Source organism: Anaerocolumna sp. AGMB13025 (genome assembly GCF_029689925.1).
Taxonomy (GTDB): Bacteria; Bacillota; Clostridia; order Lachnospirales; family Lachnospiraceae; genus Anaerocolumna.
Genome location: NZ_CP121445.1, coordinates 3,413,461 through 3,429,489, shown reverse-complemented (window position 1 = coordinate 3,429,489; position 16,029 = coordinate 3,413,461). Strand labels below are relative to the sequence as shown.

General features: G+C 38.4%; 15 protein-coding genes. 10 read left to right on the top strand and 5 right to left on the bottom strand.

The window, feature by feature from the left end:
* The first annotated feature begins 56 nt into the window (after nt 1–56).
* The 8 genes from QA584_RS13975 to arsA all read left to right on the top strand — a co-directional run bounded on the left by QA584_RS13975 (nt 57) and on the right by arsA (nt 7,605).
* Complete coding sequence (locus QA584_RS13975; protein WP_278269633.1) at nt 57–338, top strand: hypothetical protein; 282 nt, start codon at nt 57–59, stop codon at nt 336–338.
* Nucleotides 339–398: 60 nt separating this feature from the next.
* A complete protein-coding gene (locus QA584_RS13970) occupies nt 399–836 on the top strand; it encodes a MarR family winged helix-turn-helix transcriptional regulator (protein WP_278269632.1) in 438 nt (145 codons plus the stop codon).
* Nucleotides 837–1,103: 267 nt separating this feature from the next.
* Complete coding sequence (locus QA584_RS13965; RefSeq protein ID WP_278269631.1) at nt 1,104–1,607, top strand: GNAT family N-acetyltransferase; 504 nt, start codon at nt 1,104–1,106, stop codon at nt 1,605–1,607.
* 304 nt (nt 1,608–1,911) lie between these two features.
* On the top strand, nt 1,912–2,241 hold the full coding sequence (locus QA584_RS13960) for an ArsR/SmtB family transcription factor (protein ID WP_278269630.1): 330 nt from the start codon (nt 1,912–1,914) through the stop codon (nt 2,239–2,241).
* Nucleotides 2,229–3,881, top strand: a complete 1,653-nt coding sequence (locus tag QA584_RS13955) for an FAD-dependent oxidoreductase (RefSeq protein ID WP_278269629.1) — start codon at nt 2,229–2,231, stop codon at nt 3,879–3,881. Before QA584_RS13960 ends, QA584_RS13955 begins: the two co-directional genes overlap by 13 nt.
* Nucleotides 3,882–4,208: 327 nt before the next feature.
* The gene (gene arsB, locus QA584_RS13950; protein WP_278269628.1) at nt 4,209–5,282 is read left to right on the top strand and encodes an ACR3 family arsenite efflux transporter; all 1,074 of its coding nucleotides are present in this window, start codon (nt 4,209–4,211) and stop codon (nt 5,280–5,282) included.
* Nucleotides 5,283–5,397: 115 nt separating this feature from the next.
* On the top strand, nt 5,398–5,844 hold the full coding sequence (arsD, locus tag QA584_RS13945; protein WP_278269627.1) for an arsenite efflux transporter metallochaperone ArsD: 447 nt from the start codon (nt 5,398–5,400) through the stop codon (nt 5,842–5,844).
* 21 nt (nt 5,845–5,865) lie between these two features.
* Complete coding sequence (arsA, locus tag QA584_RS13940) at nt 5,866–7,605, top strand: arsenical pump-driving ATPase (protein WP_278269626.1); 1,740 nt, start codon at nt 5,866–5,868, stop codon at nt 7,603–7,605.
* Between the two features lie 180 nt (nt 7,606–7,785).
* On the opposite strand, the gene QA584_RS13935 is transcribed toward arsA, so the two are convergent.
* The 5 genes from QA584_RS13935 to QA584_RS13915 form a co-directional block, all read right to left on the bottom strand.
* Nucleotides 7,786–8,520, bottom strand: a complete 735-nt coding sequence (locus QA584_RS13935; RefSeq protein ID WP_278269625.1) for a hypothetical protein — start codon at nt 8,518–8,520, stop codon at nt 7,786–7,788.
* Complete coding sequence (locus tag QA584_RS13930) at nt 8,513–10,684, bottom strand: M1 family aminopeptidase (RefSeq protein ID WP_278269624.1); 2,172 nt, start codon at nt 10,682–10,684, stop codon at nt 8,513–8,515. Before QA584_RS13930 ends, QA584_RS13935 begins: the two co-directional genes overlap by 8 nt.
* Nucleotides 10,681–11,544: an ATP-binding cassette domain-containing protein gene (locus tag QA584_RS13925; protein WP_278269623.1), complete on the bottom strand. Its 864-nt coding sequence runs from the start codon at nt 11,542–11,544 to the stop codon at nt 10,681–10,683. The genes QA584_RS13930 and QA584_RS13925 overlap by 4 nt, the downstream gene beginning before the upstream one ends.
* A gap of 128 nt (nt 11,545–11,672) precedes the next feature.
* Complete coding sequence (locus QA584_RS13920) at nt 11,673–13,184, bottom strand: HAMP domain-containing sensor histidine kinase (protein ID WP_278269622.1); 1,512 nt, start codon at nt 13,182–13,184, stop codon at nt 11,673–11,675.
* Complete coding sequence (locus tag QA584_RS13915; protein WP_278269621.1) at nt 13,126–13,791, bottom strand: response regulator transcription factor; 666 nt, start codon at nt 13,789–13,791, stop codon at nt 13,126–13,128. The genes QA584_RS13920 and QA584_RS13915 overlap by 59 nt, the downstream gene beginning before the upstream one ends.
* Nucleotides 13,792–14,073: 282 nt before the next feature.
* Here QA584_RS13915 and QA584_RS13910 point away from each other — a divergent pair, with 282 nt between their 5' ends.
* Together QA584_RS13910 and QA584_RS13905 are read left to right on the top strand one after the other, a co-directional pair.
* Complete coding sequence (locus QA584_RS13910; RefSeq protein ID WP_278269620.1) at nt 14,074–14,559, top strand: GNAT family N-acetyltransferase; 486 nt, start codon at nt 14,074–14,076, stop codon at nt 14,557–14,559.
* Between the two features lie 136 nt (nt 14,560–14,695).
* Nucleotides 14,696–16,018: an esterase/lipase family protein gene (locus QA584_RS13905; protein WP_278269619.1), complete on the top strand. Its 1,323-nt coding sequence runs from the start codon at nt 14,696–14,698 to the stop codon at nt 16,016–16,018.
* Nucleotides 16,019–16,029: the final 11 nt, after the last annotated feature.

Below are 16,029 nucleotides of genomic sequence, written 5' to 3'. Positions count from 1 at the left end.
TTGACTCTCAAATCAATGTTGGAAAAATAAATAATTAAATACAGGAAGGCGAAGGTATGGGAGATACCGTAATTAAGTCACTCGAACGGGACAGAAAAAGAGCAGTCCGGGCTTATGGCGAAAGAAAAGTTTTAGCTTGTCTGTCAGAAAAAACAGAGTATCAGGTACTTTGTGATATTTATTCAGAATTGCAAAAGGATATACTAGAGAACAGACACTCTGATGAAGCGAAATGGTTAAAAGGTGTAGTTGAGAAAACAATATTTTCAAAGGTAATGGAGGAACATGGATTTACAAAAAGCGGTAATAAGATTATGGAAGTTAAGAGTCAGGGTTAATCTGGATAATACGAGGAACCAGACTTTTGGGATATTTAATTAAGACAAAGAGGTGAAGGAATGCTAAACCAAGGAAGTGAAATGCTAAGGGAACAATTACGGATACTGGTCAGAAATCTGGGCATTCTTGAGAAAAGTGATGCCTCCTGCAGCGGAATTACCCTTGCACAATGTCATGCTTTAGTTGAAATCGGGAGAGTAAAGCGTATTTCACTTATCAATCTTGCCGATTTACTGGGACTTGATAAAAGTACGATGAGCAGGACCATTAATAACCTGGTTGATGTGGAACTGGTAAAAAGGGATATTGATGAGGAAAACAGGCGTTACGTAACAATACAGTTAACCGATAAAGGCGTCGAGGTTTTTAAGTCCATCGAAGATAACATGAGTGGTTACTATTCCGGAATCTTTAACTCTCTTCCGGAAAATAAAAGGGATCAGGTTTTAGAAAGTCTGGAATTATTGGTTCAATCTATTAAGGAGAATAAGGGCTGATACAACCTATTAAACTGCTATTAATTCACAGAAAAGTACTTGAAATTATAGTTTTCTATTAGATATATCATAGGGAAATCAAAAAAAATTTTTTCAGAGACAATAGTTGCAATATACAACAGATGTATGATACAATTAACTCAAATAAAAGAGAGGTGATGAGATTAATAATCAGTGAGTCGTATCTATTAAGAGTAAAAGTACAATCAGTGTATCGTTAGGATTTACAGGGAATCATACTAACGTTTATAAATGAAAGGAGCAGAAATGAATTTTACAATAGAAGAGATGAAAGAAGCAGACTGGCAGCAGGTTTCAGAGATTTACGCAGCAGGTATAAAAACTAAAATAGCTACATTTCAAAATGAAGTACCATCCTGGGAAGAATGGGATAAGGGACATAGTCTTAACTGCCGGTTTGTTGCACGTTCGGGTGAGCAAATCCTTGGCTGGGCAGCCTTATCCCCGGTATCCAGCAGGTGCGTATATGCTGGTGTAGGAGAAGTCAGCATTTATATCGGTGATAAGTATAGGGGTATTGGAGTAGGAACTACTCTTCTTAATCATTTGGTCAGGTGCTCGGAAGAAAAGGGGTACTGGACCATACAGGCAGGAATCATAAAAGAGAATCTTACCAGCAGGAGCTTACATAAGAAATGTGGTTTTAGAGAGATTGGTTACCGGGAACGCCTTGGAAGAATGGACACCGGAAAGTGGCATGATGTTATTCTGATGGAACGGAGAAGTACTCTGACAGGTAACGAAAGCTAGGGAGTGGTTCTCGATTCAAGCTTAATATTGCATTATATAGTGTACAAATAATATTGTTTATGTGGTTAAGCCTTCTAAAACCTTTCCTGTGTTTTAGGGGCTTTTTTCAGCAACTATAATAATTTTTTTTCGTCTAACGTCTATATCAAGTTCATGCGATAAATTATGTTATTCTACTACTATTCTATGTAATATATATGTAAAATCAAATAAATCATATTGACACTTCTCTATATGATGGCTATACTATGGATATAGATAAATATCAATATCATAGAAAACCATCTATATGTGAGGTGAAAATATGAAATACAATTATAATGAATATGTACCAATCTTGAAAGCACTGGCGGATGAAACAAGACTAAAGATCGTTGAGATGCTATCCTGTGGTGAAATGTGTGCATGTGATATTTTAGAGCCATTTCAAATTACACAGCCGACCTTATCCTACCATATGAAAATACTGACGGAAAGTGGTCTGGTTAATGGAAGGCGGGATGGAGCCTGGATGAGATACCGTTTAAACCCAGAAAAAATCACCTTAGTGAAAGAAATGTGGGAGTTTATAACAACACCTCAGGAAGCCTGTATCTGTAAAACCGTTAAGGGGGAAAGCAAATGCGATTGTTAATAATCGGTGGAGTAGCAGCCGGAACAAGTGCTGCGGCGAAAGCCAGAAGAAATGATGAGACTGCTGAAATCGTTATCTATGAAAAGGATACGTATATATCCTATTCCAGTTGTGGTATGCCTTATTATATCGGTGGAGAAATTGACGAAGCCGAAAAACTGACCCCCCGGACGCCTTCCTTTTTTAAACACAAATACAATGTAGACGTTTTCGTCTGTCATGAAGTGCTTGACATTGACAAAGCGGCTAAGACAATTGCTGTAAAAGACCTGACTACTGGAGAAAGCTTTAAAGATCACTATGATAAGCTTGTAATTGCAACCGGTGCAAAAGCAGTTCTTCCACCTGTGAAAGGGGCCAAAGGAGATCATGTTTTTACGCTTCGCAACATAGGAGATATGAATCGTATCAAAGATTATATTAGCTTAAAGAAACCAAAGTCTGCCCTTATTCTTGGCACCGGCTTTATCGGTCTTGAAGTTTGTGAGAATTTAGTCCGTCTTGGTTTAGAGGTGACTCTCATCGAAAGACTTCCTCAGGTGACTCCGGGGCTTGATAAGGATATGTCCCTATACTTAGAAGATCATCTTAAGAAGAACAAAGTCACTGTTTTAACCGGTGCTAATGTGATAGAGATAAAAAAGGACAGAGTACTTTTAGAGGACGGTAGAGAAATCTGTACGGATTTTATATTACTTTCAGCAGGAGTAAGACCGAACACGGAACTGGCAGAAAAGGCTGGAATCGAGTTAGGGATTACTAAGGCTATTAAGGTAAATGATAGGATGTTAACAAGTGCAGAAGATATCTACGCTTGCGGTGATTGTACCGAACAATTTCATATTGTAACCGGAAAACCAGTATACCGTCCGATGGGTTCCACTGCCAATAAAACCGGCAGAATTACGGGGGATAGTATAACTGGGGGAAATTTGACTTTTCGAGGAATCTTAGGAACCGGAATCTTTCGGGTTTTTGATATGGTTATTGCCCAGACCGGTTTATCTGAAAAAGAAGCAAAAGCAGAAGGTTATGAAACGGTAGTCTGTCATAATATAAAGCCTAATAAGCCTGAGTATATGGGCGGAAAAGAAATGATAATAAAAGGTGTTGCTGATAATGTAACTGGCAGGCTTTTGGGAGTACAGATTATTGGTGATGAAGGAGTCGACAAACGAATTGATGTTTTTGCCACAGCAATTACGTTTAAAGCAGGGGTAGATGATTTATTTCATCTCGATTTGGCTTATGCTCCTCCTTTTTCTACCACTAAGGACCCGGTTATGTATACCGGTATGATTTTAGACAATGCAATTCATGGAGACAGAAAACTTGTTACGGCAGAAGAACTGAAGGATTTAATGGAATCCGGAAAGGATTATAATATGATTGATGCAAGGGTTTTAGCACAATATGAAAAAGATCACATCGAAACGGCAAGTAATTTTCCCCATGAAACCTTAAGGCAATCCCTTAAAAGTTTTGATAAGAATACTATCACTGTGACCTACTGTAATAAAGGAGTAACCGGTAACGCAGCACAGAATATACTTTTAAATCATGGTTTTAAGGAAGTTTACAATTTATCCGGAGGTCATAAACACTTTCGGAAGATTTTCAAAAGAATAAACACTGATTAAGGAATGGAAACAATAAAGATTGAGGGATAAAGAATACAGATTAAAGATTAAAGAACACAGATTAAAGATTTAAAGAATACAGACTAAAGATTTAAGAATACAAAATAAAGATTTAAAGAATACAGACTAAAGACTAAAGGATACAGATTAAAGATTTAAGAACACAGATTAAAGATTTAAAGAATACAGACTAAAGATTAAAGAATACAGACTAAAGATTAAAGAATACAGATTAAAGATTAAAGAATACAGATTAAAGATAAATGTATACAACTTAAAGATTTAAGAATATAGCTTAAGAATTAACAAGGATATATGGAGGAATAGATGGAAACTGAAAGAAAAAGAAGATTGTCGTTTTTGGACCGATTTTTAACAATCTGGATTTTTATTGCAATGGCAGCTGGAATACTCTTAGGTTTTGTGTTTCCGGGGCTTGGTAAAACACTGGAAGGGATGAGCACGGGTACCATATCCTGGCCTATCGCAATTGGTCTGATCGTTATGATGTATCCGCCTCTGGCAAAAATTAAATATGAAAAGATTAACCGTGTGCTGGAGAATAAGAAAGTACTTGTTCTTTCCCTGATACAGAACTGGATTGTGGGACCGGTATTAATGTTTATACTAGCGGTTTTATTCTTACCTGATATGCCAAACTATGGGGTTGGGTTAATTATTATAGGTCTTGCCCGCTGTATAGCAATGGTTATTGTCTGGAATACCCTGGCTAAGGGGGATAATGAATACTGTGCCGCACTGGTTGCCCTGAATTCGATATTCCAGATATTCTTATATTCAGTATATATATACCTGTTTGTAACCGTATTACCAAAATGGCTGGGTTTATCCTGGGGCGGTCAGGTAATTAATATTTCAATTCTGGATGTGGCAAAAAGTGTCCTTATCTATCTTGGTGTTCCATTTGCTGCCGGATTTTTAACCAGATTTATTTTGTTACGTATAAAGAACCGGGAGTGGTATGAAACGGTATTTATCCCTAAACTATCGCCCCTTGCACTGATTGCCCTGCTTTATACAATTGTAGTCATGTTTGTTTTAAAAGGTCAGTTTATTGTAGAATTACCCGTGCATGTTGTACGGATTGCCATACCTTTGCTGATTTATTTTGCAATTATGTTCCTGGTGAGTTTTTATATGTCTTATAAGCAGGGAGTTAATTATGAGCAAACCGTTACGCTATCCTTTACCGCTGCCAGTAATAATTTTGAATTAGCTATAGCTGTTGCCGTTGCAGTATTTGGAATTGCTTCGGATCAGGCTTTTGCGGCGGTAATCGGTCCATTGATTGAAGTACCGGTTATGATTAGTCTTGTAAACCTGGCACTTTATTTTAAAAAGAAATATTATGACGGTAAAACAGCAGTAAGCAGTCATTAAAGCAGCAGAATAGAGGAAGGTTGAAATAAAAAGCGTTTTTCAACCGGCAAAAGCACAAAGGGTGCTTTTCGTTTAAAATGAGATAGCTGCTTTAAGCAGCAAATTGGAGGTTGCTATGAAAAAAATGGAGATTTTTGAACCTGCTATGTGTTGTCCGACAGGTCTTTGTGGTGTTGGAGTCGATAAGGAGCTTTTAAGAATATCAACGGTACTGAATTCCCTTAAGAAATATGGAATTGAAATTGAAAGATATAATTTAACAAGTGCTCCCCAGGAATTTATTAATAATAAAGGAGTAAATGATTACATTATGGAGAAAGGGGGCGATGATTTACCAATAATCCTGCATAATGATGAAATCATTATTACCGGTAGATACCCAACCAACGAAGAATTTATTAAGCTGTTAGAAATACCGGAAACTTATCTTACTTCGAAACAAAATAGAATTAATGTTAAAATTAATACCTCAGGAAGGAAGAGAAGTTTAAACGCAAAAATAACCAAATCACAGGGCTGCGGATGTTCCGGAGGAGATTGTTGTAATACAAGTACGGATTAAGACCGGAAAGGAATGAAAGCAATGGAACAATTAGAGTTAAATAAATTAGAATTAACAAAATATCTCTTCTTTACCGGAAAAGGCGGGGTTGGCAAGACCTCTGTTGCCTGTGGGGCAGCAGTATCCCTGGCTGATCTGGGTTATCAAGTTCTATTAATCAGTACCGATCCGGCATCTAATTTGCAGGATGTATTTGAAACAGAACTTACGAATAAAGGAGTTGTAATAGATGCGGTTAAAAACCTTACGGTAGCAAACCTGGACCCAGTAAAAGCGGCAGCAGAATACAGAGAAAGCGTGACAGCTCCGTACCGGGGAAAACTTCCGGATAGTGTAATAAAAAACATGGAGGAACAGCTTTCCGGATCCTGTACGGTTGAAATCGCAGCTTTTAATGAATTTTCCAGGTTTATTACCGATGAAAAGCTTCAAAGGGAGTATCACTATATTATTTTTGATACTGCCCCTACCGGGCATACCCTGAGATTACTGAAACTACCTTCTGCCTGGAGTGATTTTATCAGTGAGAATACCCATGGAGCCTCCTGCCTCGGACAATTATCCGGTCTGGAAGATCAAAAAGATATCTATAAAAAAGCAGTAGCGACCTTAGCCGACAAAAATCAGACCACATTGATTTTGGTAGCCAGACCGGAGCGAACTCCGCTGGCAGAAGCAGCAAGGGCAGCTAATGAACTTGCAGACATAGGTGTAACTAACCAGATTATGGTAATCAACGGAATCTTGCCTTATTGGGATGATAAGGTGTCTGAAAGTATTTATATAAAGCAGCAAAAGGCATTAGCCAATATACCTGACGGTATCAGAAATTTAAAAACATATACCATTCCCTTAAGAGCTTATAACATTACCGGTATTGAGAAGGTAAGAGCTTTTTTAACCAGGGATGATATTAATACAGTGAACACGAAAATAAATACCCCTATAATTCCGAAATTAAAAGATATTATAGATGATTTATATAATTCCGATAAAAAAGTGATATTTACCATGGGAAAAGGCGGTGTCGGAAAAACCTCAATTGCTGCTTCTATTGCATTAGGGCTGGCAGGGAAAGGCAAGAAAGTTCATCTGACCACAACTGACCCGGCTGCTCATTTAAAATTTGTACTTGAGGAAACTGATGGGATTACCATGAGTCATATTGACGAAAAAGAAGTATTGAGAAAGTACCAGGAAGAGGTCTTAAGGAAAGCCAGAGAAACTATGTCAGAGGAAGATATGGCTTATGTAGAAGAAGATTTAAGATCACCTTGCACCCAGGAAATAGCTGTATTTCGGGCATTTGCAGACATAGTAGAAAAAGCGGAGGATCAGATTGTAGTAATTGATACCGCCCCTACCGGTCATACTTTATTATTGCTGGATTCCACTCAAAACTACAATCAGGAGATAAAACGTTCTCAAGGTGATATACCAGAGTCTGCTAAGAAATTACTGCCGAGACTTAGAAATTCAAAAGAAACAGAAGTTATCATAATTACCCTTGCGGAAACGACACCGGTATATGAGGCAATGCGCCTGGAAGAAGATTTAAAACGGGCTGAAATTGCAGCAAAATGGTGGGTAATAAATGCCTCCCTTTATAAAAGCGGAACTACGAATAACTTGTTATCCGCCAAAGCCGGTAATGAAGTAACATGGATTAATACAGTGGCGGAACACTCAAATGGGAAATTCGTCGTGATTGGCTGGAATACAGAGGAAGTAAGAGGAGATAAATTATTATCTGCAGTTTAATTCATCTCTCTTGTACTGGGATAATTATGTTATTGGTAATACTCACGAAAAGATTTATCTATCGCTTTATCACTGAGTGAAAAGTGAAAGCTCTTTCGTCTAAAAAGCAGTTCTTACCATGCGGGTAACTTTTATCACATTGGAAGAACTGCTTTTATCTTGAGTTATTCAGTAGATAAGCTATGCCTTTTTCGCTTTTTTTTGCTGCGAACATATCCCTATTGTCAGCAATAAGCTTCCAGTTACAAGGTATATTAAACGTGCCAGTAAAAACCCGAAACTTACCATAAAGGCGGGTTCGCCATCTCCTCCAACAGGCAATGATATGGGATAACTGCTAAAATACCAGTGACCAAAAAAATCAAAATTCCCACCTAAACCAGCAAATCCAACAACCAACACAATAGCCATAAGTCCGTACAAAAGCCATTGATGTACCCTTCCGGCAAGAAATCCTATGCCCATGGAAAATACGAAGCAGGGCAGCACTATCATTCCAGAAGGAAGAAAGAAGGATAGAATTTCCTGGTATCCAAAGACCGATCTATAAAAATAGATGCCAAGACCAAATATCACAGCGCAGATAATCAAAAAGCAGACAGTCACTGCGGCACTTTTTACCAAGGCATAATGTACTTTATTCACAGGCGTTGCTGTTGTCAGGATCTCTACCTGTTTTTCCTTTTTGGAAGAGTATACCGAAAGCAAAAATAACACGGTCATTATGGAAAGAGGCAGACTCAAAGAAAAATAAGCGCCAAAACTCCAAAGTGAAAAGGGTGCTGTATAGGCTACACCTGCAATAGTCTCTGAGGTAAGGACATACCAGGCATAAATACTATTAATAATCAGCAGTCCGATAAAAAATTTGTTCCAAATAAGCCTTCTAAGCTCATACATAAATATTTTATTCAAGGTCTAAATCCCTCTCTTTCAAACCACAGGCAAATAAAAAGTCACGATAAGTGATTGGTTGGGCGTGTGCGTATTTTTTCTGGATAGATTGCAAAATTTCGTCCATCTTTTCCTCACCTCCAACTAACTGTTCCGCCTTTAGAATCATTAAGGGCATACGGCAGTATTTATTGGTTGTCTGTTCCTGGCTTTTTAAATCTGCTTGATATTTTAAGGGCAGCTTACTTAACATCTCAGGATGTCGGTAATAGTAGCCGCGGTTTTGGGCATCTACGTTAGAGTGCCAGATGTCAATATAATTTTTCTTCGCATAAAGTTCTCCGTATTTTTCTTTCATCATACGATATGTGGTATAGACATCCAGACCTTCATCCGACCAGAGACCGTCATCTTCACTATAAACTCCAAGTCCGCCCCACCATTCATGGATAATTTCATGGGCAAACACTTCTGCGGCACCGGCTCCTTTCAGAGGATCACTTAAGTTTTTCTCCGTGAATAAAAATTCGCCCCATTCTACCCAGCCATTCCCTGCATTGCCACCATCACCACTGATGGAAGAAGCGCGTTGTACCATCATCAGCGAATCATTCTCAACAAAGGACAGGGGTCCTAGGTGTTTTGTACAATACTCCATCACTTCTGCAATTGATTTTGGAATGTCGTATTTTTTTATATTCTTATCATATTTTTTACTGTATAAAAGGTTTATTTTAGTTCCGGCAGCCTGAAATTCTATATTTTTATAATCGCAGGCCGTAATCCATCCTAAATGACCCGGTGCGTCTGTTGTCTTCCATGTTCTTGAGCCATCCTTGTTATTGGTATAGTCAGAGAGTATTTGATGCTCAACAATAGGTGTAAGTTTTTTGGGAACCGTCAGCTCCAGATCATATTTTCCTGGCAGAGAAAAACTGGTAAAGTCAGGCACCGTAGCAGCATTACTAAGGGAGACATAATCAGCCGAGCTGCTGTTATCCCAGGAGAAAGGTAAAAAACTACGCAGTAGCTTAGGAAATCCTTGATAATGAATCGTTAACTTCTTATTGATGCCTTTTGGAATTGTAAAAGTAGTTCCCCGATATTCATTAATATCAATATTATTAGTATGAAAGTCTATATTTTTACCATCGTAACGGATAGTAGTGATTTTAAATCCTGGATCCAGCCAGATCAGGGCTTCTGAATTGTCCGATTTATCAAGTACATACTCAGCAGTACCGATTATGGTTCCTGACTTTTTAGCAGTCAGCTTGTAAGCCGCATGTGTGGCTCTGGGGGGATAATTATCCGAGCGGGAATATATATTGTTGTTCCACTCATAGGGTGCATGGTTTATTAAAGGCTGCCATACCCATAGCATAACCCCTGTGAAAAGCAGTGCTAAAGAGATAAATGGAAGATATATCTTCCTAAGACCGCATACAAAGGAGCCCAGCAACCTTTTCTGATATCTGCGGATGCAAAGCAGGGAGAAGACCCAGGTGCCAGCTGTTAGTAACAGCCAGAGAACTCTGGTATAAAGGGTTATCCGCAGAATAAGCGCATTAGAAAAACCGTCCGAAAAACTGACAATAATAGGGTTAATCCAATGAGCAAAGTAATTATTCCACATATAATGGCTAAAACTGAAATAGACGCCGCCTATGTATAACAGTACAGCAAACTCGATCCGACGGGTAATCTGATACAGTGTTAAAGCTAATAGGATGGAAATCCACCATGTTGGCAGTAACAATATGAGGAAGCTGTTGGCATATAATTTGAAATTAAAAAGATAATTAATCTTAACCATGGTAATTGGTAAATAGGCAATACCGCAGATTAGTGCTGTTACCGTCGAAAGAGTTATAAGAGTAAACATCCGTGAGAGTATGATACGTATCGGAGAAATCATAGAGTCTATCAGCACATCTGTTTTTGCACGGTAGAAGCGGTCAGATTCCAGTATAGCAAGTAACGCCCAGAGTATTGCACCAATTACAGTACCGGCCATAATTGGATTAGCAATATATTGGTTTGTCATAGTGCTATTACTAAGAGTCTGTAAAAAAATAGAATAGCCAAACAAGGGTGATAATAGACTGAGGGCAGCAATCACCCATACAAATTTCGATAGGGCAAGCCGTCTTAGTTCTACACGATAGAGAGAAAAGAACTTCATGGATTGACCGCCCCTTTCTCAATGCGATAAAGATAAGCATCCTCCAGTGTGGGTTCGACACTTTCTGCAAAAACCGGAAGACTTTCAGAAACAATCCTGCACAAGATACCACTGGCAATATTAATTTTGGAAACCACTTGACAACCTTCCGGGGCAGTATCACCTAATTTTGATAAATAAACCCCCACATGACCTTTTGTATTCTCAATTAATTCAGAAGGGTCTCCGTCAAATAAGATCAGTCCGTCGTTAATTACAAGAACTCGGTTACAGATAGACTGTACATCCTCTACGATATGTGTGGATAGTAAAACAATTTTATCCTGTGCCATATCAGAGAAGATATTGCGGAATTTCACACGTTCCTCCGGATCAAGCCCTACGGTAGGTTCATCCAGAATCATGAATCGGGGATCCCCTAAAAGAGCCTGGGCGATACCCAACCGTTGCCGTTGACCGCCGGAGAGATTCCGAATACGGACTTTTCTGCTTTCCGTTAAACTGGTGCGGTTTATTACATTGTCAATTTCTTCTCGGTTTTTAATGCCTTTAAGCGCTGCCATGTAGTCTAAAAACTGCCATACGGTCAGTTCCTCGAATAGTCCAAAACTTTGGGGCAGATAACCCAGCATTGCTTTTAAGCGTGTTTCCTGTGAAAGAAGATCTTTCCCGTCCAGAAGAATTTCACCTTTTGTTGGAATTAAACCTGCAATCAAGAGTTTCATAAGAGTGGTTTTTCCCGAACCATTTGGCCCTAGTATCCCTATCAGGTTGGGGCTGTCCATATGTACCGTTATATTCTGCAAAGCCTTTTTCCCGGAAGGGTAAATCATCGTTATGTTGTTAACATCAATTTGCATCGTTATACCTATTGCATATCGCAAGTTCCTGGCGATATGGCCACAGAATAAAATGTAATCGTATTGTGGCATCCTTTCTATACTTATATTTTCTTTAAACTTAGATAGAATCGCATTTAGCGTCCGAGCTAATGGAGAAAGGACGCCGAATCAGGGTTCCTACCATCTATTTTATCAGATACTTTCTGGAGACAGGATGAAGTATTGTGTTTTTTGTGTGGAGTTTTCGCTGCTTGGAATAGTGCAGTGAACTGTACACCATCATCCTGATTCTTAATACTATGAATTACCTGATGGCTTTCTAATATTATACGGGTTATATAAAGCCCAAGTCCGCTTCCTTGCGGATATCCGCCGGTATGTCTGTCTCCCCGGTAAAAAGCATCAAACAGATGGGGAAGGTGTTCTTTTGCGATATGGGCACCACCATTGGCTATTGTCAGTTCTGCTTTATCCTCTTTACTCATAAGCCAAACGGAAACCGGACTTCCCATTGGAGAATGGAGCACTGCGTTATCAATTACATTCTTAAGTGCTTTTTTTAGTAAAACTGCATCGCCCAGGATAATAATTGCCGGTTCAATTTCAATATGCAATTGGATGGTGCGGGCATCCATGAGAGTGTTGCTATCACCAAGAACAGTTTCTAATAAGTCGGATAAGTCAACCGGTGTTTGTACCTTTTTTTCTGAAATATCAATATAAGAAACCGAAATAATCTCCTTTATAAATCCATCCAGAGATCTGAGTATATCCGCTGATCGGGCAATATATTTAGATCTGTCTTTGTATACACCAATCCCTGCCTGCATACCTTCAAGCTGGCCAATTACAATTGCGATTGGTGTTTTGAGTTCATGGGACACTGCGGAAAAGAAGAGCATCCGCTTGCGCTCCCGTTCCTTTTCCAGGGCTATTTCATTCTCAAGAGAGGAGTTTTGGCGGCGCAGGGACGAAAGTGCGGTGTTTAACTTATCAGATAGTTCATTAATGCTTTTAGCCAACACGCCAATTTCATCTTCGCGCAAATCAGGGCAATACCAGCTAAAATCCAGATCAGCAATATTTGCGGCGGTCTTACTCATACGGACAATTGGACGGGTTGCATATCGGGAAATAAAAAATGCACCAAACAATGATATCAAAAGTATCAAGCCTCCAATCCAGGGTAAACTTCTCCGTAAAGCATGATTGATTTCCTCGGAACGTGCTGTACTTAAGTGTACGACCAGTATATATTCCTTTTCCGAACCGATAAAGCGAAACGGGTATTCAAGCCCCGGTTCAATTGTTTTATGTGTTATTGTGAAGGTGAATAGATCTACGGGTTTATATTTCTCGTCCAGTAAATATAAATCAGCACCCGTAACCTGCATAAAACCGGCAAACAATTTCCCGCTTTCATAAGTGTGGCAGCGTCTAAGCTGTTCTACCAAAGCCTTTGACTGTGTATTAAGTTCACTTCGGGACTGACCTTCATTCATAAATGGCAAAAACAGGCTGATTAACATATATGTGATTGAGCAGATAACAAGGAGCAGTGCCAGAAGAACCAGGTATGTTTTTATAGTTAAGCTACCGTTAAGTTTCTTTTTGTAATTTGTAACCCAAGCCGCGAATCGTTTCAATGCAGTCTTCATCCCCTAACTTTCTGCGTATATTTTTTATATGGGTATCAATGATACGCTCATCACCATAAAAATCATAACTCCATATAGTTGCAAGAAGCTTTTTGCGGGTAACTACTTCTCCGGGGGAACGAAGCAGTTCCTGCAGGATTTCGAATTCACGAAGGGTAAAATCGATAAGGTTTCCTGAAATACTGACCGTATGGCTGTTAATATCCAGGCTGATAGTTCGGTAAACAAGCATCTTAGCATCCATAGGCGATGACCTGCGCAGCACTGCGGCTACTTTATGCAGTAGGATTGTCATGGATACTGGCTTTGTAATATAATCATCAATGCTTAAATCAAATCCCCGGACCTGATGAGCCTCATCTTCCAGTGCGGTCAGCATGATAATAGGGATATTGGATTCTTTACGGATTACTTCACATACACCATAACCATCAATTTTGGGCAGCATGATATCTAAGAGTACTAAATCAAAGGGTTGTTTCTTTGCTTCAACCAGTGCCTCAACACCATCTTGGGCAGTAGTAACTGTATACCCTGCATTTTCTAAAAAGTTTTGAAGGAGCTCCAGATAATCCGGATTATCCTCTACAACAAGAATCTGTGCCATATTTCCTCCAAGTTTAATTTAAAGATAGTAAATCACTCATTATTTTACATTATTTACTATTTTACGATATCACTTTACATAAGTTTAATCAATATTAATTTTATATAAAAAAAGCATTCTGATTTATGTATGAGGAAATTGTTTGAGAAATCATTTATATATACCTTGCAGCAATTTTGGACCAATTATTTACGGAATTGATTTAAAGTTAATATGTGTTATAATTGCATTAGATTATTACATACATACGGAAAGCAAAATACACGGAGGGGGAAAATACTTGTGGACATCAAATTTAGAAAATTCAGTGAGTTTCATAGAGGTATGATATATGATTTACTAAAAGATGGATATTCCTTTGAAAGCAGATATGAAAGAGATTGGGCGGTAAAATGGAAGGAAGCAGATGACTTTTTCTATGATAATTTACAGATAGCAGATGAATGTGGATTTGTTACAGCCTTTAAGGATACCCCCATTGGTTTTATATGCTGGGATCCAAGAAACCTTCCGGAATATATTGAACTAGGTCATAATTGCATTGCCACAAAGTATAAGGGGAACCAATATGGTAAAATGCAATTACTGGAAGCGGTGAAACGTATGAGCAATAAAAAGGCAAAAAAACTTTTAGTTACTACCGATGAATTATTAGTGCCTGCGCAAAAGAATTATGAGAGCGTTGGATTTACTTTTGTTCAAAAGCGTAATAATGAATGGAATCAGGAGTATGCCGGAAAATTATTGGATTATGAAATGAAACTGTAAAATTAGTAACTCATTTAAAACTATTTTAACCTCTTCATTTACATAATTTGAATTATTGTTAATTTATGGAATTAAACAGAAGCTGATTAACAACATAACTTTTATAGTTAAACATTATAACTTTAGGTGATTACATATGAGAATATTGATAAGAATAATTTATTCTGTTATTGTTTTTTTTACTGTGAATATCTTTCATTTTGATATAATAAAAGATCATTGGTATTATGCGGCAGTTCTTTTAACCGGATTTGTACTCATCAATCTGTTTCCTTCCTTTCATAACAGGCAATGCCCGGCTTTACGGCTAAGGATATGCGGTGACGGATGCGAATTGCTGCTTATTTTTCTCATTTCCTCCATTTTATCAGCAACTTATTTTATAGCCAATTGGTATCAAAAATTTTCGGGCTTTGGATTTCTGCCGCTTTATCTTTTAACAGTAATTCTTGTTGAAGCAATTGTATTTTGGAATGGAATCCTAAGGGTTTATTGTACTTCCCTGCAATTAGGTATAAAATGGCGTATCATAGGAATTATCTGCGGCTGGATTCCTTTGGTGAATCTATTTGTTTTAATGAAGATTATCCGTATTGCTTCGAGAGAAGCTGTTTTTGAAAGTGAAAAAATAACAAGAAACAGAAACAGGTTACATAGTCAATGCTGCCATACTAAATATCCAATTCTCTTAGTGCACGGTGTTTTCTTCCGTGATTACAAGTATCTTAATTATTGGGGCAGAATACCGAAAGAACTAAAAATGAATGGTGCAGTGATTTATTATGGAAATCACCAATCCGCTGCATCTGTGATAGAAAGCGGGAAAGAACTGGCTGAAAGAATTCGCCAGATTGTTGAAGAAACCGGCTGTGGTAAGGTAAATATTATAGCACATTCAAAGGGCGGGTTAGATAGCAGATATGCAATCAGTATGCTGGGGATAGAGGATTCTATTGCATCGCTTATAACAATCAACACACCCCATTATGGGTGTTTGTTCGCAGATTATCTGCTTTCAAAGGTTCCTGAGAGCACCCGTAATTTTATTGCTCAAAAATATAACGCCGCTCTTAAAAAATTAGGTGATAGTAATCCTGATTTTTTAGCAGCAGTGAAGGATTTAACTGCTTTTGCCTGTAAAAAACTCAATGATACAGTTCTTGATATCCCAGGCATATACTATCAGAGTGTCGGCTCAAAATTAAATGTCGCTTCCGGCGGAAGATTTCCCCTTAATTTCTCATATCCACTGGTAAAACATTTTGACGGGGAAAATGACGGTTTGGTTTCGGTTAGTTCCTTTGGCTGGGGCGAAAATCGGATACATTTAACGGCGAAAGGCCGACGGGGAATTTCTCATGGGGACTTAATAGATTTAAACCGGGAAAATATTGAAGGATTTGATGTGAGAGAGTTTTATGTTGGTCTGGTAAAGGGTCTAAAAGAACGGGGATATTAAGATAAGACTAT

Bases quoted from the DNA above. Each gene is read 5' to 3' on its own strand.
- QA584_RS13975 (WP_278269633.1), top strand. From the start codon at position 57: ATGGGAGATACCGTAATTAAGTCACTCGAACGGGACAGAAAAAGAGCA.
- QA584_RS13970 (WP_278269632.1), top strand. From the start codon at position 399: ATGCTAAACCAAGGAAGTGAAATGCTAAGGGAACAATTACGGATACTG.
- QA584_RS13965 (WP_278269631.1), top strand. From the start codon at position 1,104: ATGAATTTTACAATAGAAGAGATGAAAGAAGCAGACTGGCAGCAGGTT.
- QA584_RS13960 (WP_278269630.1), top strand. From the start codon at position 1,912: ATGAAATACAATTATAATGAATATGTACCAATCTTGAAAGCACTGGCG.
- QA584_RS13955 (WP_278269629.1), top strand. From the start codon at position 2,229: ATGCGATTGTTAATAATCGGTGGAGTAGCAGCCGGAACAAGTGCTGCG.
- arsB (WP_278269628.1), top strand. From the start codon at position 4,209: ATGGAAACTGAAAGAAAAAGAAGATTGTCGTTTTTGGACCGATTTTTA.
- arsD (WP_278269627.1), top strand. From the start codon at position 5,398: ATGAAAAAAATGGAGATTTTTGAACCTGCTATGTGTTGTCCGACAGGT.
- arsA (WP_278269626.1), top strand. From the start codon at position 5,866: ATGGAACAATTAGAGTTAAATAAATTAGAATTAACAAAATATCTCTTC.
- QA584_RS13930 (WP_278269624.1), bottom strand. From the start codon at position 10,684: ATGAAGTTCTTTTCTCTCTATCGTGTAGAACTAAGACGGCTTGCCCTA.
- QA584_RS13925 (WP_278269623.1), bottom strand. From the start codon at position 11,544: ATGCAAATTGATGTTAACAACATAACGATGATTTACCCTTCCGGGAAA.
- QA584_RS13920 (WP_278269622.1), bottom strand. From the start codon at position 13,184: ATGAAGACTGCATTGAAACGATTCGCGGCTTGGGTTACAAATTACAAA.
- QA584_RS13915 (WP_278269621.1), bottom strand. From the start codon at position 13,791: ATGGCACAGATTCTTGTTGTAGAGGATAATCCGGATTATCTGGAGCTC.
- QA584_RS13905 (WP_278269619.1), top strand. From the start codon at position 14,696: ATGAGAATATTGATAAGAATAATTTATTCTGTTATTGTTTTTTTTACT.